This window comes from Mycolicibacterium chlorophenolicum (assembly GCF_001044235.1).
Lineage (GTDB): Bacteria > Actinomycetota > Actinomycetes > Mycobacteriales > Mycobacteriaceae > Mycobacterium > Mycobacterium chlorophenolicum.
Window position 1 is genome coordinate 69,117 of sequence record NZ_JYNL01000009.1, and the last position, 23,958, is coordinate 93,074.

A 23,958-nucleotide genomic window follows, 5' to 3' on the forward strand; every position below is an offset into this window, starting at 1 on the left:
GTGCGGGCCGTCCGCGACGCTGCGGGCCACACCGCCAGATGATTTCGCCGATTGTCGACACCCTTGGGCGGCGGTGGTGGGACGTCCACACCAGACGGCACAGGAAAGTTCCCACCAGGGCAGGACGGCCGAGGGAATGTGCGGCGAAGCCGCGTCACACCCGCACCCTCGCGACGGCACAGCCTAGGGTGCGCTCATAAGCACCAGGCGGCGAGGCGCTCGCGGGGAAGGAGTACGGCAGCATGGAGGATCCTGCAACGTTGCGGTTCGTGATCCGTGAGGTCACCGCAGCGAATTCCGTGCAGGTCGATGAGGTGATCGGGACCGAGGCCGCGGTTCTGACCGCTATGCCCACGACCGACGGGCAGACGGTGTACTGCGCTCAGCTGGCGCAGCCAATCACGCATCAGATCGACCCCGCCCAGCGCGACCGCTACGACCCCGCCTACCTCGCCGAGGATCACACGGGCACCTTCGCCTGGACCTACTTCGTCACTGTTCACCCCCACCAACCAGCAGCGCTTCACCCCGGCGCTATCGGTGTCGCCGCCGAACTCGCATTCGTCACCGACCTCACCCTCAGCGCTGATGCGTACTTCGACCCGAACAAGGCCGTGTGGGCCGCCACCGTCGTCATCGACGCCGCCACTACTGACACCGTCGCCGGGCAGACCGCACCCGCTGCACCGCCAGCCACCGCCACCGCCCAGCACTGGCCGCCACAGGCAGCCGCCGAACCGCCGGCGCCCGCTCCCGTCGGGCCCGCGCCGTCACAGCTGCTCCATCACAGCGACAACACTGTGTCATCCCACCAGTTCGCCCATGCACTCGACGCCGCCATATCGACCGCGGCCACCCTGACAGGGACACCCGCCGACAGCATCCCACGACCGCAGGAAGTGAAGCCGCGCAAACATTCTCGCCACCGCGGAGACGGACCGTCATACAGCATCGGCTCCGAGTTCCGCTACCACACAGCCGATCCCATCCATGGCCTGATCTGGAAGTCGACGACCGACCCCGAGGAGGCCCTTTACTGGATTGTCGACGACGTCACCAGGTCCCTCGCCATCACGTGGGCACACCGCACCCCCGCCGCTGCCACCATGAACGACCGACAACTGCAATGGACGGTGGCTGTCCCGTTCTGGCACACCTTGATGACAGCGCTCGATCCGCGGTGGGAGGCCAAGACACGGGCTCGCATCGCCGAACTGCGCGACCACGCCGGTCTCGGTCGCCCGCAGCGGCGATAGCAGGCCGTTCAGCCGCGGTCGGCATGCCGCCCCACGCACGCATGTGGCATGAATTCGATACCAGGATCACCATGACGGCATCTGGCGACCTGCGCCGATATCTCATCGTTCGACTGGGCATTGTCCCCAGTTGACCACTGGCGGTGGAACAGGGCGGCTCAGAGAGCGTTCCCAGCTGCCGGCGGCGTGCTCCATGCCCGCAACGCGTGAACGTGTTGCGCCGCGGCCAGTACCTCCGCGGGCGGGCCGGGCATCCCCTCAGCCATCGATGCGTACGAGCTGGCAAAGGTGAGCATCGCAGCGACGTCGTGAAGTCCGCTGTGCGATCGCAGCAAGCCGGGAAACGCCGGCATCGGCGACGGTTCGAAACCGTCGTCAGGAACCAACGGGCTGCACACTCGCACCATCTCCACGAAGGCAGCGGCTCCAAACAGGTACAAGGCCAACGAAAGCGCGAAGTTAGCACCTTCGGCACGGCGATAACGGTCATCGGGGTCGTTGCAGTGCACCGCGGCGGCCTCGATCAGCGACGCGGCCTCGGCAACATAGCTGGCGCAAGTGGTCACGGGCGGGTATCCCCCTGATTCCTCGAACTTCCGCCAGGTTCGTGCTTCCGGTGTCGATGCGGCGCAGGCATCGGTGTACCGAAGTCCCGGGTAGCGCTGCTGAAGGCGACGCGCGTCGGCCTTGCGCGCATTGTGTCGGCGTGGCGTGTCTTGGTCGTCACTCATCGTCGGGTCCCGTCCCACTCAGTGCTGCATCGTGCGGCCCCACACACGCACGGCAGCAGAGCAGCAGGTCGGAATGACTGGACTCACTTCCGCAGCGCCCGCGGGGGCGTTCCCTCAAAAGGTCGGTGGCGGTGTGGGGCCGTCACCGGGGAGGTCCGCCGAACGGCCGACGGTCTGTTCAAGGATAGTCGGCTCGGCGAGACGATGCACAGCCCTCCCTAGCGACACGCAGTGGCTAGACGCCGACCACGCTGGTGACGATGGCCCAGAAGTCGGGGTCCGCTGTGGTCACCACCTGCCCGTCCTCGACACTCCAGGTGCCGAGCGGCGCATCGGCGATCAGGGCATCGGTGATCGCCCAGCAGGTCTTGTCGTCGTAGGTGACACCAACACGCGCGGCGACGTAACCGAACCGAATGTCCATACGCGTCAACGGACGCTGCTGTGCTGTCACGGTGCGACACCGCCTCTCGTTGTCTGGCCCCTCGGGAAGGTGGCGAAGATCTGTCTCAAGCTTGGTCACGACCTGCTGCGGTTGCGTAGCCAACGGGCCCCGGCGAGAACCAGGACGACGAGTACGACCACGATGAAAAGTACTGGGGCTAAACGGAACAGGGAATGCGCTACGTCGCTTCCGGTTCGCCAGGAGAAGCCCCGAAGCAAGGTGTCGATGAACGATCCGTGGCCGCCGTGGGGGCCGTGATGGGACCCCGTGATGGGTAGCTGCCCGAGAGGAGTACTCATGGGTGCCATGGTGCCCTGGACCCTCAGCTGCCAGGGCTCAGCGACGCGTTAACGGTCGCTCTTTTTCTTCCCCGGCGTCTCCGGGGGCCCGGTTGGCGTCGCGCCCTCTGACCGGCCGCGGCGGGAGCGTCAGAGCTGGCGTGGGTCGCCGGCCACCAGCCACGGGCCGGGCAGGTCGCGCTCGGTGATCAGGCCGCCCACGGGGACGGCGGGGTGCACGTCAGCAGCCCAGTCCTCGTCACGAAGGTGTACCCACGCCTCGGCGTCGCCAGCCCGACGATGGATCGCCCCGTTGCTGATCGGTCCCCGGCACTGGAGGCAGATGTCGTGGGTGACCAACTCGGCGCCGGATCCGAGCAATGCGCGGCGGGCACGCGTGAATCGTGTCGCGTGCCCCGCAGGCGACGCGACCTCGGAGAGCCAGTCCTTAGCAGCCTCGAAGCAGCCGGTGATCACGTCCAGGTGCTCGGCATCGGGCGATGTGCGGACCGCCCGCACGATGCGGTTGCCGTCGGCCCGCACGTCGACCTCCACGCGACCCCGCGTGAACAGGTAGCCCACTGCGGACGCATGAAAGAACCTCAGCGGCATGGTGTCCCACCCGTGCGATTGGGCGGTTCTGTCCAACTCGCGCAGCCGCTTCGGGATTGGCGATGCACTCATGAGGTTCCTCCGGTTCGACAATCGTTGCCTAGCAATTAGTTTCGGGTGCCCCTCGTTTACGCCTTCGCCACAGGACGGCTCAGCTGCCGGCGTGTCGACGAACACCCCGGCGACCACGCCGCGCCCCGCCTGCCGGCCGGCGGAACCCCTCGCCGTTCTGCCGCCTCGGCGACCCGCCGTGTTCGATGGCCCCGCGAGTCGCCAGGGCGTCGGCGAGCTCGTTGCCCTCATGCCCCGCGTGACCCTTGATCCACCGCCAGTCAACGGTGAGAGTGGTTGCCGCAGCGTCCAATCGCTGCCACAGATCGGCGTTCTTCACGGGCTGACGCGCGGCGGTACGCCAACCGTTGCGTTTCCAGCCGGCGATCCAGCTGGTGATGCCACTGCGCACGTACTGACTGTCCGTCCACAGCTGCACGGGCGAACCCGAGGTGATCGCCTCCAACGCCATGATGGCCGCCGTCAACTCCATGCGGTTGTTGGTCGTCGCAGACTCTCCGCCGTAGAGCTGCGTTTCCTCGCCGTCGACGAAGCGCACCACCGCGCCCCACCCACCCGGTCCGGGATTGCCGTGGCAGGCGCCGTCGGTGTAGACGACGATGAGTTCGCTCACGATGCCTCTCGCTTGTAGACATCGCCCTCGACGTACTCGATGCTGCTGCCATCGACACCCGACACCGCCGTCCAGTGGTAGTCCGACTCGATGTGACTCACCCGCCATACGCGTCGATCGAGCGCCTCGACGAGTTGATTGTCCCCACCTGACCCGGCGAAGAACGCGTCCCCCGAACTCGGTTCATGCCACCGGTTCAGCGCCCCGATCAGCTCGTCGGCAGTGCGCGCAACACGAGCATCGGCCAACGCCTTATCAACTTGCTCCCAAAACCCCATGCGTCTCTCCTGTATCACTGTCGACCATCAGACCTGGGCCGGCCCACGACTCGCCGTTCAACGCGGGATCCGAAACGGGTCCTTGCTGCCTGAACCTCGTTGTATGCAACGTGTTTGGAAACCCGCACCCGGGGCTTACGCCCCGGCGGTCGCCGTCCGAGCCCGCACCGACAGCGCAAAGAACCACGCGGCGGGGACGACGGTGACGAAGGCGACGGCATTCGCAGCAGCCGACCAACTACCGCCGCTGGCGGCGAACACCGCCACACCGATAGCCAGGGACGCAGCAAGCAGGAGGCGAATGGCCGTGGCCGCGACGTAGCGCTGCGAGCCGCCGTACACATACGCCACCACAGCCGCAGTGAAGAGGACCGACGAGACAGTCGGCGCGCTGAGCGCGTCGGCCGTCAGACAGGCCACGATCAAGATCGTCGGCACCAAGACCTCCCAGGACCGCAGAGCGGCCCAATCCCACTGCGCGCCAATCCGTTTTGCCATCGCCAAACCCTTTCGCATAATTCGCCCGCTACGTAGCGGCCAGCGGGTCTCATGGTCCGTGACTAACCGTCCGAGACGAAGCAAGCTGGCGTGTCGCGCAGTAGTTTCTTCGCGTCGAGCACGACGTAGAGCCCCCGGGGAGTCGGCGCATCGCCGCGCGGAGCCGACGCGGCACGTGCAGTCGGTGTGGGGCAGGTCGCCAGACCTGACCCTCCGACGTCTCGTACGGTCGATATGGCGCACCCTTACAGTGGCGACATGACGTCCATGGGCGAGAGCAGCGCGGACCGGCGAACCGACGGCACAGCTGGGACCCGTGCCTGGCAGACACGCCGCCGACCAACAGCCCAGCGCAGGCACCGCAGGCGGCGCCGATGATCGCAGCGCTCGCCATGCCGCTAAGGAGGGGGTCTCCGTCGACTGCCCCGATCGCTGCGCTCGGCGGAGGACGTCACCGCCGCCCCGAGGGAACTGCCTAACCCTTCAGACTCACCGCACTCTTCCTCGCGGCCCGCGTGGTAGCGCCCGCGATGCCGTGTTGCTTGCGGACACGCCTCCCCTCACGGGTGAAGTACGCCAGGTTCGCGAAGGGCAGCGGCGCTGCTGGATCGACCAGGAGACTGGCGGTCCGACCATCGATCTGCTCGGAGAAAACCCTCAGCATGGTTCGCTCCACGGTCTTCACCGCGACGCACGACGCGAAATGCACCCACAACTGATCGAGCCCTCCCAGGCATTTCAGAGGCCAGCCGCCCGCGTGAGGCTTGGCGGCACCGAGAGGCGTTCGGTAGTACTGGCCGGTGCGCGTCGACACCGATGAACCAGCCAGGCCGATGTACAGGACGGGCTCGCCTGGCGGGCGCATCGCTTCCAGGCGTCGCAGGAGTGCGGACGGGGTGGGTTGGACGCCGTCGAGGCGCAACCGCGGGCAGTTCGTGAGCAGCTCGCCCACCGCGGCCGGCGACACGCCTAACCGTTGGACGGCTTCACCGTGCATGTCGTCTGGATCCCGATTGGCGGAGACGAGGTAGACGCCCGGGCCGCTCGCTGGCACCGGCGCACCCCAGGGCACAGACCCCTCCCAGCGCACGTCGGCTGCACCCATCAGACTTCGCACGGTCGCAACCACGGTGGTCGCGGCCGGATCAGCCGTACACCTCGGGCAATGACTGAAGAGGTGGCGAGGGCGGCCCCTCGATGGGGCCCCTCAACTCCTGCGGCTGACTGGGCAGCTGGCTGATCTGGTCCGGCAGCCGCTGCGGCGAACCCACGAACTCGAAGGCGTGGACGTGGTCGTCTCGCGCATCATCACCCATCGTTCACCTGCCATCCGCCTCGATCAATCCGGTCTGACTCTCCCACAGCTGCACATGGAGGGCCAGCGACTCGCGCGCTCGCGAGCGCACGTTCTGTCAGGTTGCAGAGTGTTCGGCGCACAGCCAGTAGAGCTGCGGCCAAGGCTTGCGCCGGCGGTGATCAACGTGCGGGAAGACGATGGCCACACCCGGTTGATCGCAGTCACGGCACCGGTGTTCGGTGCCCGTGAATCGGGCTCGTGCGTCAATGACCGTCATGGCCCGCACATTCGGTCATCCCTATTGGGGCAAGTCTGAGGAACATGGCCGCCCGGTCGTGGGCCACGTCGATTAGCGCGGGGATCCGAACATGGGCGCTTCTCGCGTAGACGTGCAACGCGCCGGCGAGTTCGTATAGAAGCTCGGAGTCGGTGAGACGCTTCGGGTCTGTCTCCGACTCGCGCTCCCCGCTCTGCGGGCTTGACGTCAAGCACGCGAGGATGTCGTCCAACCGGACGACGGCTGTCTCGATCACGCTGCCGTCGTCCTGTTCGACCTCCAACACATCGAAGGGCTGGGCGCACACCTCGCCCAAGGCGCTCAGCTTGGCCACCGCGGACATACGTGCGTCGAAATGCTCGGTGGCGCGATCACGCTCGGCCTCGAGTTCGGATTCGAGGCGCTCGACCATATCCAGCAGTTCACCGTGCAGGCCGTCGAAGACACCGTATTCGCGGCAATATCGTGCACGTTCAGTCAGATCACTCAGGTTGCTCATGGTGTCGCTCAATTGTTGGGGATCGTGGGATAGGTCCACACAGCGATGGCATCGAGCAGGCGTTGATTCGCAGCGAGCAGCACGTGTGTGGTCTGTCGTAGCCGTTCGTTCTCGGCCGCCAGCTCGTCGCAGTGAGCACACGTCTTCTCGCGATTGGTCATCGTCATTCCTTCAGGTGCCGAGGTATCAGCACGGAATGGGCTCCATCGGCGCGGACGCCAACCCACTTCGTATCCGGCGGGGTTTGGCGACTCTGCGGCACACACCGCCGGCAAACGATCTCGGCGTCCGTCGTGGAAAGGTCGTAGTCGTGGTAATCGTCGTTGAGCTGAATTCGGTGATCGCAGGCGGCGAAGCACCCCTCGTTGTTGTCGGGCCGGTGCAATCTGGTCTGCGCCGAGGGATAGACGTCCCCGTTCGCATCGCAGATGCGGTAGAGGGAGGTGCAGCGATCCATGCTGGCGAGAATCATCAGGTCGCCAATTCCAGTGGCATGTGCGAAAGCCGTTCCGCCGCAGCCTCACACTGAGACTCGCGCAGCTCTACGCCGATCGCTCGGCGACCCGCCTGTCTCGCGGCCACCAGCGTCGACGCGGAGCCTGCGAACGGGTCGACGACCAATCCGCCGGGCGGACATCCGTAGCCGATGAGCGGATCGAGAAGGGCGACGGGCTTCTCTGTCTCGTTGATCGCGCGGCCATGCATCGACCGGCTGTAGATGACGGAGCGCATCAGGCGCGGCCCGCCGTCGTGGGATTCGTACGCCGAGGTGTTGACGTTGCCCGTGTGTGGCGGCCTGGTCTTCCTGCGTACCTGGCGGGCCGTCTCGTCGCCTGTCGTTGGGGTCTGGTGGTGGATTTCCGACCACGCGGCATCGGTGCGGTACCAGTGCAGTGCGTGCTCGTGTACCCGTTTGAACCGATCGGCGGCGAAGCCGCTGCCGTTGTGCTTCTCCCAGACGACGTCTTGCGACATGCGCCAGCCCGTGAACTCGTCTCGTCGGTCGAGGAACATCCGCATCGATCCGAAGCACCAGAGCGACTTGCCGAACGGACGCAACGCCGTCGGCCAGCCAGCAGGCCAGCTGTCCCAGCTGAGCGAAGTCTCACCGTAGGGGGGATCGGCGATCAGCAAATCGGCCGTCACGCCGAGCGCGGGCAGCACGTCTCGGAAGTCGCCGTGGTACAGCGCGACCCACTCATCCTCGTAGTACGGAATCACCGCGGAACCAGACTCGTGACACAGCGCATCAGGCCGGCTTGCTCGTCGAGCGCCTGTCGGCCAGTCGGATCAGGCGACGGATTCTGCCGGCGATCGCGTCCTTGGTCGTGGGTGGGTCGGCCAGCTGCGCGAGCTGCTCGAGGGAGACGAGGCGATGTTCGATGCGCAGCCGCCCGGCCTGCACCAACTGGGCTGGCGCGTCATCGCCGAGCACCATCAGAGCACGTTCGACCTCAACGGCAGTCGCCGCCGCAGCCGCCTCTGAGCGCAGACGGTTCGCGCTACCGAACTGCCGGCCCAACCCCGACGTGACGTCCTGCTCCCTGCGAGACCGACGGTCCTCCCACGCCGCCAGTGTGGCGGACGCCCCAAACGACGCCAGCAACGCGGCGATGTCCTCACCCTCACGAACAACGACGCTGATCCCCTCCGTGCGACTGTCGTGAGTCTTGGCCCGGACGCCCAATCGGCGCGCGGCGCCCACCAGTGCGACCGCGGTCTCGATACCGGGACAGCGCACCTGCACGCCTCCACTGCTGCGCCTGTCTGATGTCAGCTGGCCCGCGCCGAGAAACGCGCCGCGCCACAGCGATTCAACGCGCGCCACGTTTCCGCCGAGCAGATGGGCGGGCAGTCCGCTGACCAATTCGCCCTCCGGGGTGAGCAGCCCGGTGTGTGCGGCCAACTTCGAGACGTCGTGATCGACACGCACCACGTACCCGGAAGCGGCGCCTGGTGCTGGGTGGTGGTGCACCGTGGCGCGGTAGCCATAGAGCTCCGTCAAGCTGCGCTGCACGCGGCGTGCGGTCAGGTCCAGGTCCACTTGGGCGGATAGGGACACCCGCGATCCCGTCAGGCGGACACCGTCGACGAACCTCAAGAGCGCTGCCAGTTCGGCGACCCGTGTCTCAGGCGACTTGAACACCAGACGGCACAGCTCGCGCTTCGCTTCCGTTGTGAAGTCCACTGATTGGGTCCGATCTGTCAGTTCGTGGTTCTGTGGAGCGAACGGTAACCGTTCGGGTCGGCTCAACTCGGTAGCCGACGCGTAACCAGACCGCTTTTCTGAAGGGCCCCTCCGGGGATTGTCAGCTGCGTCGGAGGCGGCCATGCGAACGGCCGGCGCGCTGGCGCGTGCCGCCCGCGTTCGTCCTGCAGTGGCATTGGCCCAGCCGGGGTCAGAGGTAGATCGCGTAGTCCTCCGCCGCGGGATCGCCGGAGTGCGCGCGCTCGGCGATCGCATCGGCGACGGCTAGCAGGCGGTCGTGTTTGGCGTCGTCGATGTAGGTGCCGATGTTCCGTACGAGCCGGTCGTGCTCGGCCACCAGGTCGCCCGTTGACATTTGCTGCGGCTCGGCGCGTTTCACGTGCGGGCTGGCTTTGCCGGTGTCGATGGGTCGGCGAGGCGCCACAGGCCGTTGGCGAGGTTCTCGGAAGCTCTGTCGACTGCCCAGAGGGCGCATTCGCTGCACTGGCCTGTGTTGTCGTCGTACGTGTGGGCCCAACTGCATGGTCCGGTGAGGCCGGCACACGCCGCGTACTCGGTGCATCCGCAGCCTCGACAGATCCTCGGGTAGGTCCATTCGATGCGGGTGATCTCGCTGCTTGGTTGCACCCCACGGTGGGTGTTGCAGAAGAATTCGACGAATTCGGTTGGCGTCAGTCCGGGAAATCCTTCGGCTGCGACGTCTGCTGGCGAGATCGCTTCGAGCGGTTCTCGCCGCACGCCGACGACGTCGACGATGGTGATCAGCTCGCGGTCAGCGCGACGGACACCCCGGTACTTGGGGCACAGTGCCAGCTGATCACCTGCTCGCAGGCGCAGCCATCCATCGCGTCTGGTCTGGGTCTTGATGCGATCGCGTACCGCTTGCGTGGTCAGAGCCACGGACATCCACCACATGCGGCCCAGTGTGTCTGACATGCCGGCGCTCCTATCGTTGGCTGTGGTCACCGGCGAGGTGCCGCCGCCATGTGGTTTCGAACTCCGCCAGTGCTTCGGCTTTCGCATCGCGCAGGTAGCGACCGTATTCCTCGGGGTGTGCCTCTTTGAGCCTGGCCATCGCTCGGCCCGCGCACGGCGATACCGCGTTGTGGCGCAACACCGTACGTCGCACTCCGCAGCTGCACCGTGCCCGCGGCGAATCCGCTTCAACGGTCGCGTCGTCGCGATCGAGATCGATGATCTCGTGTCCGGGGTCGTTGTGGGAGGCGGTCATGTCTTCTATCGCGTCGGAGAGTGGTGGTGGCGGGAGGCCAAGTGCCGCCGACCGCGCGTGCTTAGTCGGCCAGCCCGAGTGTCCGGGGGTCGACGGGGCGGCCGGTTTTCTTGCTTGCGGTCACTGCAGCCCGGCTGGCTGCTTTGCGGACGGCGATGCTGTACCCGCGACGCGTTGCTTGATCTTCGGGCCGGATGGGCAGGGCGGCCAGTGCCTGAACCTGCGGGTCGACCGGGCGGCCCGACTTTCTGCTCGCCGTCACCGCGGTCCTGGCGGCCAGCTTGCGGACTGCCATGCTGTTCTCGCCGCGCGGCGTTCCCTCTCCCGGTGTGATGGGCAAGGTGGCGAGCGCCTGTACCCGCGGGTTGACGGGGCGGCCGGATTTCCCGCTGAATGCCACTGCGGCCCTGGCGGCGAGTTTGCGAATGAGGAGGCTCTGAGCTGGCTTGTGTGGCATGGGGTTTCCCTTTCCGATGGTGGGCCGCGAGGTGTGTTGCGAGCGGTGTTGTGGTGGACGCTAACCGGGCTGTTCCCACGGAATGCGGATCAACGCGTTTGGGTCGCAGCTTTGTTGGTCGCGGTGTCGCTGACGGGCGTCAACCGCCGAAGTGCATCGACCAGTAGACCTGCTGGGGGTGGGACTCTTGGTTGACCGTGGTCGTTTGGTCGGTGAGGTCGACGGCGGTCCCGCCGGCTTCTCGGACTGCGGTGGCCGCTAGTTCAAGCATCGTGGCGATCGCCTCTGCGTCGTCGTAGCCCGTTGTGCTGGCGTGTATTTCGAGGTTGGACATGGGTTACGCCTTCCGGGTGGTGGGTGCCGGGTCATTTCGCGTTGGCGCGCCAGGCGGTGCAGTAGGCGTACTGTCGCCCGTCGAGCAGGTGTGTGTCCGGTTCGTCACCGGGTCGGCACAACGCTGCGAGCGGGTAGCCGTTGTCGACGACGGTCAAGTCGGGTCGCCACGCGCGGCGGGCAAGTTCCTGAGCTTGATCGAGCAGCTGCGGCCAGTCGTCTTTGCGACCGGTCACCGACAAGGTCTGCGGGTGGTGGGCCGACTGCAGCTGCACCTCGATCGGGTAGTTGTGTTCGGACATGTGTCGCTCCGGTAGGGGTGGGCAGGCGTGTTGAGGTGCACCGCGGAGGGCGGCCAGGCGCCGCCGTTGGTCGACGACCGGCCTGGGCGCGTGGTGCGGTCAGAAGGTGAATCGGGCGTGGGCCGAGGCGATGGCGGCGTCCTGGTTGTCGGCCACGGATCGGAGACGCTGCGCGAAGTCCTCGATCGACTCGGGTGTCACCGCGGTGTTGACTTCGAACGTGTCCGCGGCGTTGCCTAGGGCCACCTGCGTCGCGCTGACCCGGTCGGCGGCCAGTTCACGCAGTTCAGCTACCACGTCGGCGACGACGGCGTCCCTCGCGCTGGGGTCGGAGCGCAGCTGCGCGGCCAGAGTCATCAGCTTGTCTGCACCGCGACGCAGGGCGTCGGGGTTGAAAACGATGTTTCCCATGACGCCTACCTATCAATCGCCGGTACGTCACGGCCGGACCGACGCGTTTCGGACCGCACTATTCGTCGCCGACGCGGGCAGCGGGCGTACCGTCGTGGCGTGGCCGTTCATGCCGCCGGGGCGCGGCACGGGTCGCCAGAACCCATGTTGGCCACGTTGCGGGCGGTGCCTTCCAGCAGCGACGGCGTGGCTGTGGAGTGGAAATATGACGGCCAGCTTCACTGGACTTGTCAAGGTTTGCTTCCACGTTGTGGTGAAGATCGAGGCTTCCGCGGCGCCCGGCTCGCCCGTACCCCCAACGAGACAGTCTCGTCCTGCGCTACCGGGGATCACCGCCAGCGTCCCGTGACTCCAACTAACGCGGGTCACAACCGTACGTTGTGAGGCATACACTGCGGCGGTGGAACGTCTCAGTCCTCGGATGCCCGACCTGGTCGCGTTGGAGGTGCTGCTCTCGATCGCCCGCACGGGAAGCCTCAGCGCCGCCGGGCGCCAGTGCGGCATGACGCAGCAGGCCGTCTCTGCCCGCGTGGCCGCACTGGAATCTCAGACCGGGGTGCGCATGGTTCGGCGCAGCAGGACCGGTTCCGAGTTGACCCCCGCCGGAGTAGTCACCGCGCAGTGGGCTGACCGCCTACTGGGTGTCGCACACGAGGTGGACGCTGGCCTCGCGACGCTGCGAGCGGATAGCAAGAGCAGGGTTCGCGTCCACGCGAGTCTTACGATCGCAGAACTACTCATGCCACGATGGTTGGTGACTCTGCGGACCGCTCTGGAACGTCACGGCGACGCGGTTCCCGAGGTCATTCTGACCGCCGAGAACAGCGAACACGTGATCGCGGCGGTTCTGCACGGCGATGCCGATGTCGGCTTCATCGAAAGCCCCGGCACTGCACGAGGGTTGCGGAGTCGTATCGTCGCGTACGACGAACTCGTGCTGGTCGTACCCGCCGCGCACCGGTGGACACGTCGGAGCCAACCGATCGAGATCGCCGAGCTGGCGCAGACAGCGCTCGTCACCCGCGAACCCGGTTCGGGCACCAGGGATTATTTGACAACGGCGCTTGCGGCGACCGGAGGGGGCGTGGTCCAGGCCGCCCCAGTGCTCGAACTGTCCACCGCCGCCGCCGTCCGCGCCGCGGTCCTCGCCGGCGCTGGGCCCGCCGTGATGAGCAGACTCGCCGTGAGCGATGATCTCTCACTCGGCCGAATGCGGGCCATCCCGGTGCGCGAACTCGATTTGCACCGATCGCTGCGCGCCATCTGGGTGGGGTCGCGCACACCACCGGCGGGCGCGGTGCGCGACCTCCTCGGTCACATCACGTCGGTACAGCGGTCCGCATCCGCATCCGCATCCGCGCCCGCGCCCGCGAGAACGAGACACTGACGCGTGACGCGAGACCCCTTACCGGACAAGCTCAAACGCATTGACGATCCCGCTGTCGCCCCGTTGAACTCGTTGGTCCGCGGCTGGCGAGCGGCCCATGAGACCACGTCGATTCCCTGGTTCGACCCCGACGACGGTGGCGTGCACGCGCGGCTGCTCATTCTGATGGAATCGCCCGCCACCCGTACCGTTGCATCTGCCGGGTCGGGCTTCTGCTCAATGGACAACGCCGATGGAACCAATCGGCTCCTCGCGAGTCTGGTCGCCAAAGCCGGGATCTCGCGCGCCCAGTGCATCAAGTGGAACACCGTGCCGTGGGCGCTCACCGACGAGGACGGGCGTCCGCGCGCGGCACGCCGTGCCGACATCAACGCCGGAGCCGAGCACGTGCGCGAAGTGCTCACGCTGACAACCGAACTCGACATCGTGCTGACACTCGGCAATGCCGCTCTGGCAGGCTTCATGCTCGCCGTCACCGCCGAAACGCCAGCCCAGTTGTACCGCGTCCTCGCGGCGCCGCACCCCTCGCAGCGAAACGCTGGGTCACGTTCGACGTCGCTGCGCCGCATCGAGAACGCCCTCAGCGCGATCTCGATGGAATTCAGGTCCGCACGTTCTCGTCGTTCCTACTGACGTCGCCGCCACCGGGCCCGCCGTGGTGACGGCCGATGTAGGCCTCCCGCCGCATACGCGGTGACATGTGCGGATAGTGCAATTCGAAAGCGGGCCGCTCCGAACGAATTCGAGGCAGCTCGGTGAAGTTGTGTCGCGGTGGTGGTGAGCTCGTCGCCCACTCGAGCGAGTTGCCGTAGCCCCACGGATCGTCGACGACGCACGGCTCGCCATATCGGTAACTCTTGAAGACGTTCCAGACGAACACGATGGTCGACACACCGAGGATGAACGCACCGATCGTCGAGATGACGTTGAGTGTGGTGAACCCGTCGGAGGGCAGGTAGTCGGCGTACCGCCGGGGCATGCCCTCGGTCCCGAGCCAATGCTGCACCAAGAAGGTGGTGTGAAATCCGATCAAAGTGAGCCAGAAGTGCAGTTTGCCGAGCCGCTCGTCTAGGAGGCGCCCGGTGAACTTGGGAAACCAGAAGTAGATGCCGCCGTAGGTGGCGAACACGATGGTGCCGAACAGGACGTAGTGGAAGTGCGCGACGACGAAGTAGGTGTCGGTGACGTGGAAGTCGATCGGCGGGCTGGCGAGGAGCACCCCGGAGAGCCCACCGAGCAGGAAGGTGACCAGGAACCCGACAGACCACAGCATGGGCGTCTCAAAGGTCAGCTGCCCCTTCCACATCGTGCCAATCCAGTTGAAGAACTTGATGCCCGTCGGCACCGCAATCAGATAGGACGTGAGGCTGAAGAACGGCAGCAGTACCGCGCCGGTCGCGAACATGTGGTGGGCCCACACCGCCATCGACAGCGCGGCGATCGACAGCGTGGCGTAGATCAGCGTGGTGTACCCGAACACCGGTTTTCGGCTGAACACCGGGAGGATCTCGGTGATCACCCCGAAGAACGGCAGCGCGACGATGTACACCTCTGGGTGGCCGAAGAACCAGAACAGGTGCTGCCACAGCAGCACACCGCCGTTGGCCGCGTCGTAGACGTGGGCACCGAGGTGGCGGTCGGCGGCGAGCGCGAACAGCGCCGCTGTCAACAGCGGGAAGGCCATCAAGATGAGGATGCTGGTGACGAAGACGTTCCAGGTGAAGATGGGCATCCGGAACATGGTCATACCGGGAGCGCGCATACAGACCACGGTGGTGATCATGTTCACCGCACCCAGGATGGTGCCGAGACCGGCGACGATCAGACCCATGATCCACAGGTCTCCGCCCGCACCCGGTGAGTGGATCGCGTTGCTCAACGGCGCGTACGCCGTCCACCCGAAGTCGGCGGCCCCGCCGGGGGTGATGAACCCGGACATGACGATGAGCCCACCGAGCAGGAACAGCCAGTAGGAAAACGCGTTGAGTCGGGGGAAGGCGACGTCGGGTGCGCCGATCTGCAGTGGCAGGACCAGGTTGGCGAAGGCGAAGATCACCGGCGTCGCGTAGAGCAGCAGCATGATCGTGCCGTGCATGGTGAACAGCTGGTTGTACTGCTCGTTGGACAAGAACTGCAGTCCGGGGGTGGCCAATTCTGCGCGCATGAACAACGCCATCAGGCCGCCGGCGAAGAAGAACCCGAAGGCGGTGACCATGTACATCTGCCCGATCAACTTGTGGTCAGTGGCGGTCACCAGTTGATAGAGCACCGTGCCGATGCGGCGGCGGCGCTCTGGGAAGGGCCGGCGCGCCGAAAGTTGCGGTGGTGCCGTTGCCGTCATGAGGAGCCCGTTTCCTGGGTCGTCTGACGCGACGCGTCCGTGGGACTAGAGCGTGCGCTACGTGATCGTCGATTTATGGTGGGCGCGGTTCGGTGCTTTTGTCCAACAAGCCTTCCTTGTGACGTGTCGCTTGGATGGCGCGGAACTCAGCTGGAAGGCGGCCGAGGGATGGCGTCGGGTCCTTCGTTCGGAATACCCCTTCGGGTGTGACACGGATCGCCTGAGCATCGGTATTGGCTTGTGGACCGACAAGCAATGCTTGTGGGTGCTTTCCGCCCAGAGGCGCGAGTCAGGTCGTAGTTTCAAGTCATGACCATCACGTCCCCACAACCCGGGCGATGGGTGAAGGTGCTCGACCAGACCCGATGCATCGGCTGTCACGCCTGTAGTACAGCGTGCAAGAGCGAGAACGAGGTGCCCCTCGGGGTCAACCGGACCTACGTCAAGTCCGTCGACGTGGGTAAGTTTCCCGAAGCACGCCGTGCGTTTCAGGTGACCCGGTGCAACCAGTGCACCGACGCGCCCTGCGTCGCGGCCTGTCCCACCCGCGCAATGTACAAGCGCCAGGACGGCATCGTCGATTTCGACAAGTCGATCTGCATCGGCTGCAAGGCGTGCATGGCCGCGTGCCCATACGACGCGATCTTCATCAACCCGGAGGACCACTCGGCGGAAAAGTGCAACATGTGCGCGCACCGCCTCGACGTCGGGCTCGAACCGGCGTGCGTATCGGTGTGTCCCACCGAGGCGATCCTGGTCGGCGACCTCAACGATCCCACCTCGAAGGTCGCCGAACTCGTCCAGCGCAGGCCCGTCGCAGTACGACGACCCGAGAAGGAGACCGGGCCGGGGGTCTTCTACCTCGGCGCGCACCAGGCGACGCTGGATCCCCTTGCCGCTCGGCGGCCCGACGGTGGGCTGTACGCCTGGGCGACGCAGGGCGATCCGAGCGACCCGCAACTGGTCGCCGCGGGCCACCCGCACCGGCCGACGTCCTCAGCCGCGGCGTTGGTCTCCTACGACGTGCCGCACCACGCCCCCTGGGGGTGGCGGGTCAGCCTCTACACCTGGACGAAGAGCCTCTCGGCGGGCTTGCTCGTCGTGGCGGCGGCGCTGGCCCTGCTAGGTGTGTTGCGCTGGGAGGAGGTCTCGACGAAGTGGGTTGCGCCGCTTGGCGCGCTGGCCTTCCTCGGCATCACCGGCGTGCTGCTCATCTGGGATCTCAAGCATCCATTCCGGTTCTACCTGATCTTCACGCGCCACCACTGGGGCAGCTGGCTGGTACGTGGTTCGTTCGTGCTCGGCGGGTACGGCGGCATCGTCGGCCTGTCGCTCGTATCGGCCCTGTTCGACGTTCGCTGGCTCGAGGTGGTCTGCGGGGCGCTTGCCATCCCCCTGGGTCTGGCCACCGCGTGCTACACCGCGTACCTCTTCGCTCAAGCGAAGGCGCGCGACATGTGGCAGAGCCCCTTGCTGCCAGCACATCTCGCGGTGCAGGCAGTGCTCGCCGGTACCGCCGGACTGCTGCCCTTCGCGACTGCTCTTTCCAGTGACCACGCAGTGGCGGTTCTGGAGTGGACGCTGGCCATCGCCGCCGCCCTGCACGTGCTCTTGATCTCCACGGAGCTGACCGTTCCGCATGTGACCGCCCACGCCCATCTCGCAACCTACGAGTTGACCCGCGGCCGCTTCGCGCGCTTCTTCTGGGTCGGCGTTGGCACCGTCGTCGTTGCGATCGCGGCACCGTGGATTGGCTGGGTCGCCGCACCGTTCGCCCTGATCGGTCTACTCGCCTACGAACATGCCTACGTTCAGGCCGGCCAGTCCGTCCCGCTGGCCTGAAACCACCCAAGGAGCAACGCCAATGTTCAAGCGCAAGCACACGTCCGACGATATCGACGCCCGCGCCGAGCGCGTGTCGGCTGCCCGCCGCGCCACCGAGGCGCGCGGCGAGACCTTCTACCAGGGTCCCAGCGCGGTGCATCTGGCCTCGTTCCCGCCCAAGGAGCGTTGGGACGACTGGGTCGAACTCGACTCGCGCTCCTGGCCGAAACGCGTCGAGCACCGTTACATGCTGGTGCCGACGACGTGCTTCAACTGCGAGTCGGCGTGCGGGCTGCTGGCCTACGTCGACCGCGACGACATGCACGTCCGCAAGTTCGAGGGCAACCCCGAACATCCGGGCTCGCGAGGCCGCAACTGCGCCAAGGGACCGGCCACCATCAACCAGATCACCGATCCCGACCGAATCCTGTACCCGCTGCGGCGCGTCGGCCCGCGCGGCGGCGGACAGTGGGAACGGGTCAGCTGGGACACCGCGCTCGACGCGCTCGGCGAGCGGTTGCGCACCGCGATCACCGAGGAGCGGCAGAACGAGATCATGGTGCACCTCGGCCGCCCCGGTGAGGACGGCTACACCGAACGTGTGCTCGCCAGTTGGGGTGTGGACGGGCACAATTCGCACACAAACGTATGTTCCAGCGGAGGCCGCACCGGCTACCAGTTCTGGATGGGCATCGACCGGCCCAGCCCCGACCACGCCAATGCGAAGGTGATCTATCTGATCAGTTCCCATCTGGAGACCGGGCACTACTTCAACCCGCACGCCCAGCGGATCACCGAGGCAAAAGCCAACGGTGCCAAGGTGATCGTGCTGGACACCCGCCTGTCCAACACCGCGACGCACGCCGATTACTGGCTGTCCCCGCAACCCGGTAGCGAAGCGGCGATCAACCTTGCCATCGCACGACACCTGATCACCACCGGTGCCTACGACCGCGACTTCGTCCGCCGGTGGTGGAACTGGGCTCAGTATCTGCAAGCGTGCGCACCCGACCTGCCACCGGTGTTCGAGTCGTTCGAAGCCGAACTGTCGCGCCTCTACGACGAGTTCACCTTCGAGTATGCGTCGGCTGAGTCGGGCATCGCCGCCGACATCCTGCGCGCCGTCGCCGAGACCGTCGCGGGCGCCGGCCACCGCTTCGCTGCGCACTGCTGGCGGTCCGCGGCCGCGTCGAACCTGGGGGGTTGGCAGGTGTCGCGCACCGTCGTCCTGCTGTCAGCGCTGCTGGGTGCCATCGGTACCGAGGGTGGCACGTACCCCAACGCGTGGAACAAGTTCGTGCCCAAGCCCATTCACACGCCGGCGCATCCCGCGGTGTGGCAGGACCTGACATGGCCGCTGGAATACCCGTTGGCGCAGAACGAGATGTCCTTCCTGCTTCCCCATCTCATCAAGGACGGCCGCGGCCGTCTCGACACGTACTTCAGTCGCGTCTACAACCCGGTGTGGACCAACCCGGACGGGTTGTCGTGGATGGAGGTCTTGACCGACGAGCAGGCCGTCGGCTGTTACGTCGCGCTTACTCCGACGTGGAACGAGTCCGCCTACCTCGCCGACTGGGTGTTGCCGATGGGGCACGCCTCCGAACGCCACGACACCCACTCCTACGAACAGTACGACGGCCAGTGGCTGGGTTTCCGCCAGCCGGTGCTGCGGGCCGCGAAGCAGCGGTTGGGGGAGACGGTCACCGACACCCGCGACGTCAACCCTGGCGAGGTGTGGGAGGAGAACGAGTTCTGGATCGACCTGTCCTGGCGCATCGACCCGGACGGTGAGCTGGGCATCCGGCAGCACCACGAGTCGAGGGCGCATCCCGGCGAGAAGCTCGGCGTCGACGAGTACTACGGCTGGATGTTCGAGAACTCGGTGCCGGGGCTGCCCGAGAAGGCGGCGGCGGAGGGTCTGACGCCGCTGGAGTTCATGCGGCGCTACGGCGCCTTCGAGATCGCCAAGGGCATCGGGGCAGTGCACGAACACGAGATTCCCGCCGACGAGCTCGAAGGCTCGCACGTCGACGAGTCGGGGCGGATCTACACGTCGGCACCCAAGCCCGCGAGCCCGAACGTCGTGCCGTTGGCGGCACCGGACCCCGACGCCCAGGGCAGGCGCGCCGTCGGCGTGCGAGTCGACGATCAGCTGCTGCGCGGATTCCCCACGCCCTCGGGGCGTCTGGAGTTCTACTCGACCACGCTGGCCGCGTGGGGCTGGCCCGAACATGCGCTGCCCGGCTACATCAAGAGTCACGTCCACCCCGAGAACCTCGACGACGACCAGATGGTGCTGCTGTCGACGTTCCGGTTGCCAACGCAGATCCACACCCGCTCCGCCAACGCCAAGTGGCTCGACGAACTGGCGCACACCAACCCGGTGTGGGTGCATCCGAGCGACGCCGCCCGGCTCGGCGTCGCCCGCACCGGCGACCTAGTCCGCGTCGAGACGGCGATCGGGCACTTCGTCGCCAAGGCGTGGATCACCGAGGGTATCCGGCCCGGTGTGGTGGCCTGCAGTCACCACATGGGGCGCTGGCGCACCGAGCAGCAGGCCGGTGGCGTGGGTTCCATGATGGCGACGGTGGACCTCGCCCGCGACGGCGACGAGTGGTCGATGACGCGGCTCCGGCCCGTGGCGCCGCACGCCAGCAGCGACCCCGACACCCAGCGAATCTGGTGGAGTGACACCGGCGTTCATCAGAATCTCACCTTCCCGGTGCACCCCGACCCGATCTCGGGGATGCATTGCTGGCACCAGGCGGTGCGCGTCACGCCCGCCGGGCCCGGCGATCGGGCGGGCGACATCAGCGTCGACACTGCCGCCTCCCGTGAGGTGTATCGCGACTGGCTCGCCAAGACCCGTGGCGCCCGACTGGTCTCGCCCGACGGCAACCGCAGGCCCAACTGGTTGATGCGCCCGCTCAAGCCGGGCGAGGACGCGCGACGGATCCCGAGCCCGTGACCACGTCCACCGAGGCCGGCGTCCGGGTCGAGTTGATCCGGGCCCTCGGTGCCGCCGCCCATACCCCGCCGCCCGAGTCGCATCGGGTCTTCGAGGCGCTCGGCCTGCCGCCGGCCACCGGCGCCGCACACACTCAGGCCTTCGTGCTGTCGGCTCCCCCACACGCCGCCATTCATTTGGGCCCGGAGGGCAAGCTCGGTGGCGCCGGGCTTGATCGGGTGGAGGGGTTCTGGCGGGCCGCGGGCCAGGCGCCGCCCACCGATGCCGATCATCTCGGCGTGCTGCTGATGTGCTACGCCGAGTTCGGCGAACGTGCCGATTCCCCCGGCTACCGACGAGTCGCCGAAACCCTTTTTCACGAACACATTTGGCCGTGGGCACCGGGGTATCTGCGCGCCGTGTCCGAGGTGAACGTCGCCGGTGTCACGGACTGGGCTCATCTCACCATGGCCGTGCTGGACGACGAGTATCGACGCTTATCGCCACTAGGTCGGCTGCCCCTGGCGCTACGGGAGGCACCTGCAGCCATCGAGGTCGACTGCGATTTCGACGACATGCTGGACGCCATGGTGAGTCCCGTGCGGTCCGGGTTCGTCCTCACCCATCATTCCCTCTCGACAGGCGCCGCGTCCGTTGGGGTGGGATACCGCCGCGGTGAACGACGCTTCGCGCTCAAGGCGATGCTCAACCAGGACAAGACCGCCACACTGCGATGGCTGGCCGCACACGCCGCGGACTGGGCTCAATGGCACGCTGGACGCCCGGATGCCACGACGCACTGGTGGGCGGCGCGCGCACACGACACCGCCCGCGTACTGACCGGGATGGGAGCCGACCGATGACCGACCGAGACATCCTCGCCGACCACGTTCGGGTCGCCGTCGAGGCCGTTCACGACCCCGAACTGCACCGACCGATGGGCGAACTCGGCATGATCCGCCGCGTCGAGGTGCGCCGAAGAGGCCGCGCGCGCATCGAGGTCGCGTTGACGACACCCAATTGTCCACTGGCCGAACGCATCAACCGCGACGTGACAGCGGCCGCCCGCACCGTCGACGGCGTCACCGACGTCGACGTCGAACTGACCACGATGACACCCGCCGAACGCGACCGCATCGCGGTCGCCGACCCGGCGCCACCCCGGCAGGTCTATGCCGTCGCCAGCGGCAAGGGCGGCGTCGGGAAGTCCACCATCGCCGCCAATCTCGCGGTCGCCCTGGCTCAGCGGGGTCGCCGCGTCGGGCTGATCGACGCCGACGTCTGGGGCTACTCCGTTCCCCAGCTATTCGGCGTCCACCGCGCGCCCGTCGCGATGAACGGCCGAATGCTCCCGGTGCCCGCCCACGGCGTCGCGCTGATGTCGCTCGGCTTCTTCGTCCCGCCCGACGAGCCGGTGATCTGGCGAGGACCCATGCTGCACAAGGCCCTGACACAATTCGTCGAAGACACCCACTGGGGTGAGCTGGACGTGCTGATCCTCGACCTGCCGCCCGGCACCGGCGACGTCACCCTCTCGGTGCTGGAGTTGTTGCCCGACGCCGCACTCGTCGCGGTCACCACCCCGCAGCCCGCCGCGCTGTCGGTCGCGGGGCGCATCGGCGCTCTGGCCCGGCAGGTCGGCATGCCGATCGCCGGCGTGGTGGAGAACATGAGCGAGTCGATCTGCCCCCACTGCGGCACGGGCTCGGCGCTGTTCGGTTCCGGCGGCGGCGACCAGCTCGCAACGAACCTCGGCTGCGACGTGCTGGGGCGCGTGCCACTGGACGTCGACCTTAGACAAGCCGGCGATGCCGGTATCCCCGTGATGGTGAACGCTCCCCGAAGCCCTTCCGCAACCGCCATTCTCGAGATCGTCGACCGGCTTCGACCAGTACGGCGGCCGCTGGCCGGACGGCCACTGAGCCTCACGCCGACGGGATGAGCGGGCCTCGCGAACGCGTTCCACCGCCGCTGCTCAAGCGGCGGCTGCCCTCGGGCCGCGGAGCGATGCTGCAGCCCAACGTCACCGGCGACGGCGACGCCCGCCTGACGGCACGCTTCTGGGTGCTGGTGCTGGCGACCGGCGTCGCCGCCGGACTGCTCGGGGCCGCGATGATGTGGATCCTCTTCACCGTCGAGCACGCCGCCTTCGGCGTCAATGGCAACCAGGGCGGGTTCACCGACGCCGTGGCGCGTGCCGCGGGCTGGCGCCGCGTGACGCCACTGTTGATCGCCGGAGTCTTCGGCGGCGTGGCGTGGTACCTGTTGCGCCGCTTCACCCCGGGACAGAAGTCCGAGGTCGACGAAGTGCTCTGGACCGGCGAGGGCCGCCTCTCGGTGCGACGCAGCTTGGGCACCTCGGTGATCTCCGAGATCGTCATCGGCCTCGGAGCCTCCCTCGGACGCGAAGCCGCACCGAAACTCCTTGGTGCCGTGGCCGGTTCCGTCTTCTCCGGCTGGTTGGGAATGACACCGGGCCAGACCCGGCTCCTGGTGGCGTGCGGGGCGGGTGCGGGTCTCGCCTCGGTCTACAACGTGCCGCTCGGCGGGGCCCTGTTCGCCGCCGAGGTGCTGATCGGCTCGATGAACCTTCCGGTGGTGCTGCCCGCCCTGGTGTGCTCGACGACCGCGACCTGGGTCGCGTGGATCTACCTTCCACGACACCAGACCTATCCCGGCATCCCGGACTACGCCTACGACAGTCGAATCCTGGTGTGGGCGATGATTGCCGGCCCCATCATGGGGGTGCTCGCCGCCGGCTACATCCGGCTCATCGGCTGGATCTCCCACCACCGGGTGACGGGGTGGCCGTCGCTGTTCGCCCCGTTCGTCGCGTTCGGCATCCTTGCGGCCATCGCCTTGGCCTTCCCTCAGCTCTACGGCAACGGCAAGGGCATGGCGCATGACGCCTTCCTCGGCCTCGGCACCATCGGCTTGCTTGCGGCCCTGGCCATCCTGAAGCCGTTGGTCACGGCCCTGTGTCTCAGCAGCGGCGCGTCGGGCGGCCTGTTCACACCGGTGATGAGCACCGGTGCTGTGTTGGGTGGAGCGCTCGGCTCACTATGGGGCCTGATGTGGCCGGGCAGCTCCGTGGGGGCATACGCGATGATCGGTGCGGCGGCGATGATCGGTGCAGGCATGCAGGCGCCGCTGGCCGCACTGGTGCTGGTCTTGGAACTCACCGGAACCGGGCTCGGTCTCGTGGTACCGATGATCGTGGCCACGGCCTTGGCGACGGCCGTGACCCGCTGGATCGACGGCTACTCCATCTACTCGGCCAGACTCACCGCACCGGCTCACCCTGCGGTTGCCGATGGTCGACGCCACCACGTGGGTGTGGTCACCGGGGGCCCGGTTCCGGGTGCGCCTGGAGATAGATGACCTCGATGCGTCGAACCCGGCGGCGTTCGACCGTGAGCCATGTCAGACCGCCCACGATCAGAGCTACTGCCAGGACGGCGGCGATCACGCCCGCCTCGACATGGCCGACGGCGAAGGCGAACAAGGAAGTGAAGATGAGTGCCGAACTCACACCGACGGCGATGAGGCCCGGCATCGCCCGGGTGTCCTTGAATTCCTCGCCGGAGTGTCGAAGCGACGTGCGTTGATGGTCTACCGGATCTGCTGACGTATCTCCCATGCACTCAAGCTAGCGAA

30 protein-coding genes are annotated in these 23,958 nt (G+C 67.0%); 8 read left to right on the plus strand and 22 right to left on the minus strand.

The window, feature by feature from the left end; translation table 11 throughout:
- Positions 1 to 242: 242 nt before the first annotated feature.
- A complete protein-coding gene (locus MCHLDSM_RS04500; RefSeq protein WP_048469081.1) occupies positions 243 to 1,256 on the plus strand; it encodes an Imm63 family immunity protein in 1,014 nt (337 codons plus the stop codon).
- 158 nt (positions 1,257 to 1,414) lie between these two features.
- On the opposite strand, the gene MCHLDSM_RS04505 is transcribed toward MCHLDSM_RS04500, so the two are convergent.
- The 20 genes from MCHLDSM_RS04505 to MCHLDSM_RS04590 form a co-directional block, all read right to left on the minus strand.
- Positions 1,415 to 1,987, minus strand: a complete 573-nt coding sequence (locus MCHLDSM_RS04505; RefSeq protein WP_082168710.1) for a hypothetical protein — start codon at positions 1,985 to 1,987, stop codon at positions 1,415 to 1,417.
- 235 nt (positions 1,988 to 2,222) lie between these two features.
- On the minus strand, positions 2,223 to 2,441 hold the full coding sequence (locus MCHLDSM_RS04510) for a hypothetical protein (RefSeq protein ID WP_234713861.1): 219 nt from the start codon (positions 2,439 to 2,441) through the stop codon (positions 2,223 to 2,225).
- A 419-nt stretch (positions 2,442 to 2,860) separates the two neighbouring features.
- The gene (locus MCHLDSM_RS04515; protein WP_048469084.1) at positions 2,861 to 3,394 is read right to left on the minus strand and encodes a hypothetical protein; all 534 of its coding nucleotides are present in this window, start codon (positions 3,392 to 3,394) and stop codon (positions 2,861 to 2,863) included.
- A gap of 79 nt (positions 3,395 to 3,473) precedes the next feature.
- Positions 3,474 to 4,010 carry a ribonuclease HI gene (gene rnhA, locus MCHLDSM_RS04520; RefSeq protein ID WP_234713887.1) on the minus strand — a complete coding sequence of 179 codons (537 nt, stop codon included), beginning with the start codon at positions 4,008 to 4,010 and terminating at the stop codon, positions 3,474 to 3,476.
- Positions 4,004 to 4,285, minus strand: a complete 282-nt coding sequence (locus MCHLDSM_RS04525) for a hypothetical protein (protein WP_048469221.1) — start codon at positions 4,283 to 4,285, stop codon at positions 4,004 to 4,006. The genes rnhA and MCHLDSM_RS04525 overlap by 7 nt, the downstream gene beginning before the upstream one ends.
- Before the next feature lie 135 nt (positions 4,286 to 4,420).
- Complete coding sequence (locus tag MCHLDSM_RS04530) at positions 4,421 to 4,783, minus strand: hypothetical protein (RefSeq protein WP_131722598.1); 363 nt, start codon at positions 4,781 to 4,783, stop codon at positions 4,421 to 4,423.
- A gap of 475 nt (positions 4,784 to 5,258) precedes the next feature.
- Positions 5,259 to 5,888, minus strand: coding sequence for a hypothetical protein (locus MCHLDSM_RS04535; protein ID WP_234713862.1), 630 nt, complete (start codon positions 5,886 to 5,888; stop codon positions 5,259 to 5,261).
- Positions 5,889 to 5,928: 40 nt separating this feature from the next.
- Positions 5,929 to 6,099: a hypothetical protein gene (locus MCHLDSM_RS38390; protein WP_168440019.1), complete on the minus strand. Its 171-nt coding sequence runs from the start codon at positions 6,097 to 6,099 to the stop codon at positions 5,929 to 5,931.
- Between the two features lie 244 nt (positions 6,100 to 6,343).
- The gene (locus tag MCHLDSM_RS04540; RefSeq protein ID WP_048469088.1) at positions 6,344 to 6,856 is read right to left on the minus strand and encodes a hypothetical protein; all 513 of its coding nucleotides are present in this window, start codon (positions 6,854 to 6,856) and stop codon (positions 6,344 to 6,346) included.
- Positions 6,857 to 6,864: 8 nt separating this feature from the next.
- Positions 6,865 to 7,017, minus strand: coding sequence for a hypothetical protein (locus tag MCHLDSM_RS38395; RefSeq protein ID WP_168440021.1), 153 nt, complete (start codon positions 7,015 to 7,017; stop codon positions 6,865 to 6,867).
- A 2-nt stretch (positions 7,018 to 7,019) separates the two neighbouring features.
- Positions 7,020 to 7,328, minus strand: a complete 309-nt coding sequence (locus MCHLDSM_RS04545) for a hypothetical protein (RefSeq protein WP_048469089.1) — start codon at positions 7,326 to 7,328, stop codon at positions 7,020 to 7,022.
- Entirely contained in the window at positions 7,328 to 8,077 is a 750-nt protein-coding gene (locus tag MCHLDSM_RS04550; RefSeq protein ID WP_048469090.1) for a DNA-methyltransferase, read from the minus strand. Before MCHLDSM_RS04550 ends, MCHLDSM_RS04545 begins: the two co-directional genes overlap by 1 nt.
- Positions 8,078 to 8,105: 28 nt before the next feature.
- Positions 8,106 to 9,044 (minus strand): DNA-binding protein WhiA, encoded by a 939-nt coding sequence (gene whiA / locus MCHLDSM_RS04555; protein ID WP_053082889.1) that lies wholly within the window; start codon positions 9,042 to 9,044, stop codon positions 8,106 to 8,108.
- Between the two features lie 211 nt (positions 9,045 to 9,255).
- A complete protein-coding gene (locus MCHLDSM_RS38400) occupies positions 9,256 to 9,420 on the minus strand; it encodes a hypothetical protein (protein ID WP_168440022.1) in 165 nt (54 codons plus the stop codon).
- A gap of 20 nt (positions 9,421 to 9,440) precedes the next feature.
- Positions 9,441 to 9,971, minus strand: coding sequence for an ASCH domain-containing protein (locus MCHLDSM_RS04565; protein WP_234713888.1), 531 nt, complete (start codon positions 9,969 to 9,971; stop codon positions 9,441 to 9,443).
- Between the two features lie 40 nt (positions 9,972 to 10,011).
- Positions 10,012 to 10,296, minus strand: a complete 285-nt coding sequence (locus MCHLDSM_RS04570) for a hypothetical protein (RefSeq protein ID WP_048469093.1) — start codon at positions 10,294 to 10,296, stop codon at positions 10,012 to 10,014.
- Positions 10,297 to 10,357: 61 nt separating this feature from the next.
- Positions 10,358 to 10,591 (minus strand): hypothetical protein, encoded by a 234-nt coding sequence (locus tag MCHLDSM_RS39000; RefSeq protein ID WP_168440004.1) that lies wholly within the window; start codon positions 10,589 to 10,591, stop codon positions 10,358 to 10,360.
- A 301-nt stretch (positions 10,592 to 10,892) separates the two neighbouring features.
- Positions 10,893 to 11,087, minus strand: a complete 195-nt coding sequence (locus tag MCHLDSM_RS04580) for a hypothetical protein (RefSeq protein WP_048469095.1) — start codon at positions 11,085 to 11,087, stop codon at positions 10,893 to 10,895.
- A gap of 31 nt (positions 11,088 to 11,118) precedes the next feature.
- On the minus strand, positions 11,119 to 11,388 hold the full coding sequence (locus tag MCHLDSM_RS04585) for a hypothetical protein (protein ID WP_048469096.1): 270 nt from the start codon (positions 11,386 to 11,388) through the stop codon (positions 11,119 to 11,121).
- Positions 11,389 to 11,487: 99 nt separating this feature from the next.
- Complete coding sequence (locus tag MCHLDSM_RS04590; protein ID WP_048469097.1) at positions 11,488 to 11,799, minus strand: PE domain-containing protein; 312 nt, start codon at positions 11,797 to 11,799, stop codon at positions 11,488 to 11,490.
- Between the two features lie 421 nt (positions 11,800 to 12,220).
- Between MCHLDSM_RS04590 and MCHLDSM_RS04595 the strand changes: the two genes are divergently transcribed.
- Together MCHLDSM_RS04595 and MCHLDSM_RS34890 are read left to right on the plus strand one after the other, a co-directional pair.
- On the plus strand, positions 12,221 to 13,186 hold the full coding sequence (locus MCHLDSM_RS04595; RefSeq protein ID WP_048469098.1) for a LysR family transcriptional regulator: 966 nt from the start codon (positions 12,221 to 12,223) through the stop codon (positions 13,184 to 13,186).
- A gap of 141 nt (positions 13,187 to 13,327) precedes the next feature.
- Complete coding sequence (locus MCHLDSM_RS34890; protein WP_131722599.1) at positions 13,328 to 13,819, plus strand: uracil-DNA glycosylase family protein; 492 nt, start codon at positions 13,328 to 13,330, stop codon at positions 13,817 to 13,819.
- On the opposite strand, the gene ctaD is transcribed toward MCHLDSM_RS34890, so the two are convergent.
- Entirely contained in the window at positions 13,788 to 15,527 is a 1,740-nt protein-coding gene (gene ctaD / locus MCHLDSM_RS04605) for an aa3-type cytochrome oxidase subunit I (RefSeq protein ID WP_048469099.1), read from the minus strand. The two genes, MCHLDSM_RS34890 and ctaD, sit on opposite strands and share 32 nt — an antisense overlap.
- Positions 15,528 to 15,875: 348 nt before the next feature.
- Here ctaD and MCHLDSM_RS04610 point away from each other — a divergent pair, with 348 nt between their 5' ends.
- From MCHLDSM_RS04610 to MCHLDSM_RS04630, 5 genes are read left to right on the plus strand one after another with little or no spacing between them, the layout of a single operon-like run.
- Positions 15,876 to 17,369 carry a 4Fe-4S dicluster domain-containing protein gene (locus tag MCHLDSM_RS04610; RefSeq protein ID WP_234713863.1) on the plus strand — a complete coding sequence of 498 codons (1,494 nt, stop codon included), beginning with the start codon at positions 15,876 to 15,878 and terminating at the stop codon, positions 17,367 to 17,369.
- Positions 17,370 to 17,391: 22 nt separating this feature from the next.
- The gene (locus MCHLDSM_RS04615; protein ID WP_048469101.1) at positions 17,392 to 20,322 is read left to right on the plus strand and encodes a molybdopterin dinucleotide binding domain-containing protein; all 2,931 of its coding nucleotides are present in this window, start codon (positions 17,392 to 17,394) and stop codon (positions 20,320 to 20,322) included.
- On the plus strand, positions 20,319 to 21,164 hold the full coding sequence (locus tag MCHLDSM_RS04620) for a molecular chaperone TorD family protein (protein WP_048469102.1): 846 nt from the start codon (positions 20,319 to 20,321) through the stop codon (positions 21,162 to 21,164). Before MCHLDSM_RS04615 ends, MCHLDSM_RS04620 begins: the two co-directional genes overlap by 4 nt.
- On the plus strand, positions 21,161 to 22,243 hold the full coding sequence (locus tag MCHLDSM_RS04625) for an Mrp/NBP35 family ATP-binding protein (protein WP_048469103.1): 1,083 nt from the start codon (positions 21,161 to 21,163) through the stop codon (positions 22,241 to 22,243). The genes MCHLDSM_RS04620 and MCHLDSM_RS04625 overlap by 4 nt, the downstream gene beginning before the upstream one ends.
- The gene (locus MCHLDSM_RS04630; RefSeq protein ID WP_063840602.1) at positions 22,240 to 23,682 is read left to right on the plus strand and encodes a chloride channel protein; all 1,443 of its coding nucleotides are present in this window, start codon (positions 22,240 to 22,242) and stop codon (positions 23,680 to 23,682) included. The genes MCHLDSM_RS04625 and MCHLDSM_RS04630 overlap by 4 nt, the downstream gene beginning before the upstream one ends.
- Here MCHLDSM_RS04630 and MCHLDSM_RS04635 read toward each other — a convergent pair.
- Complete coding sequence (locus tag MCHLDSM_RS04635; protein WP_048469104.1) at positions 23,642 to 23,941, minus strand: hypothetical protein; 300 nt, start codon at positions 23,939 to 23,941, stop codon at positions 23,642 to 23,644. The genes MCHLDSM_RS04630 and MCHLDSM_RS04635 overlap by 41 nt on opposite strands.
- Between the last annotated feature and the right edge of the window lie 17 nt (positions 23,942 to 23,958).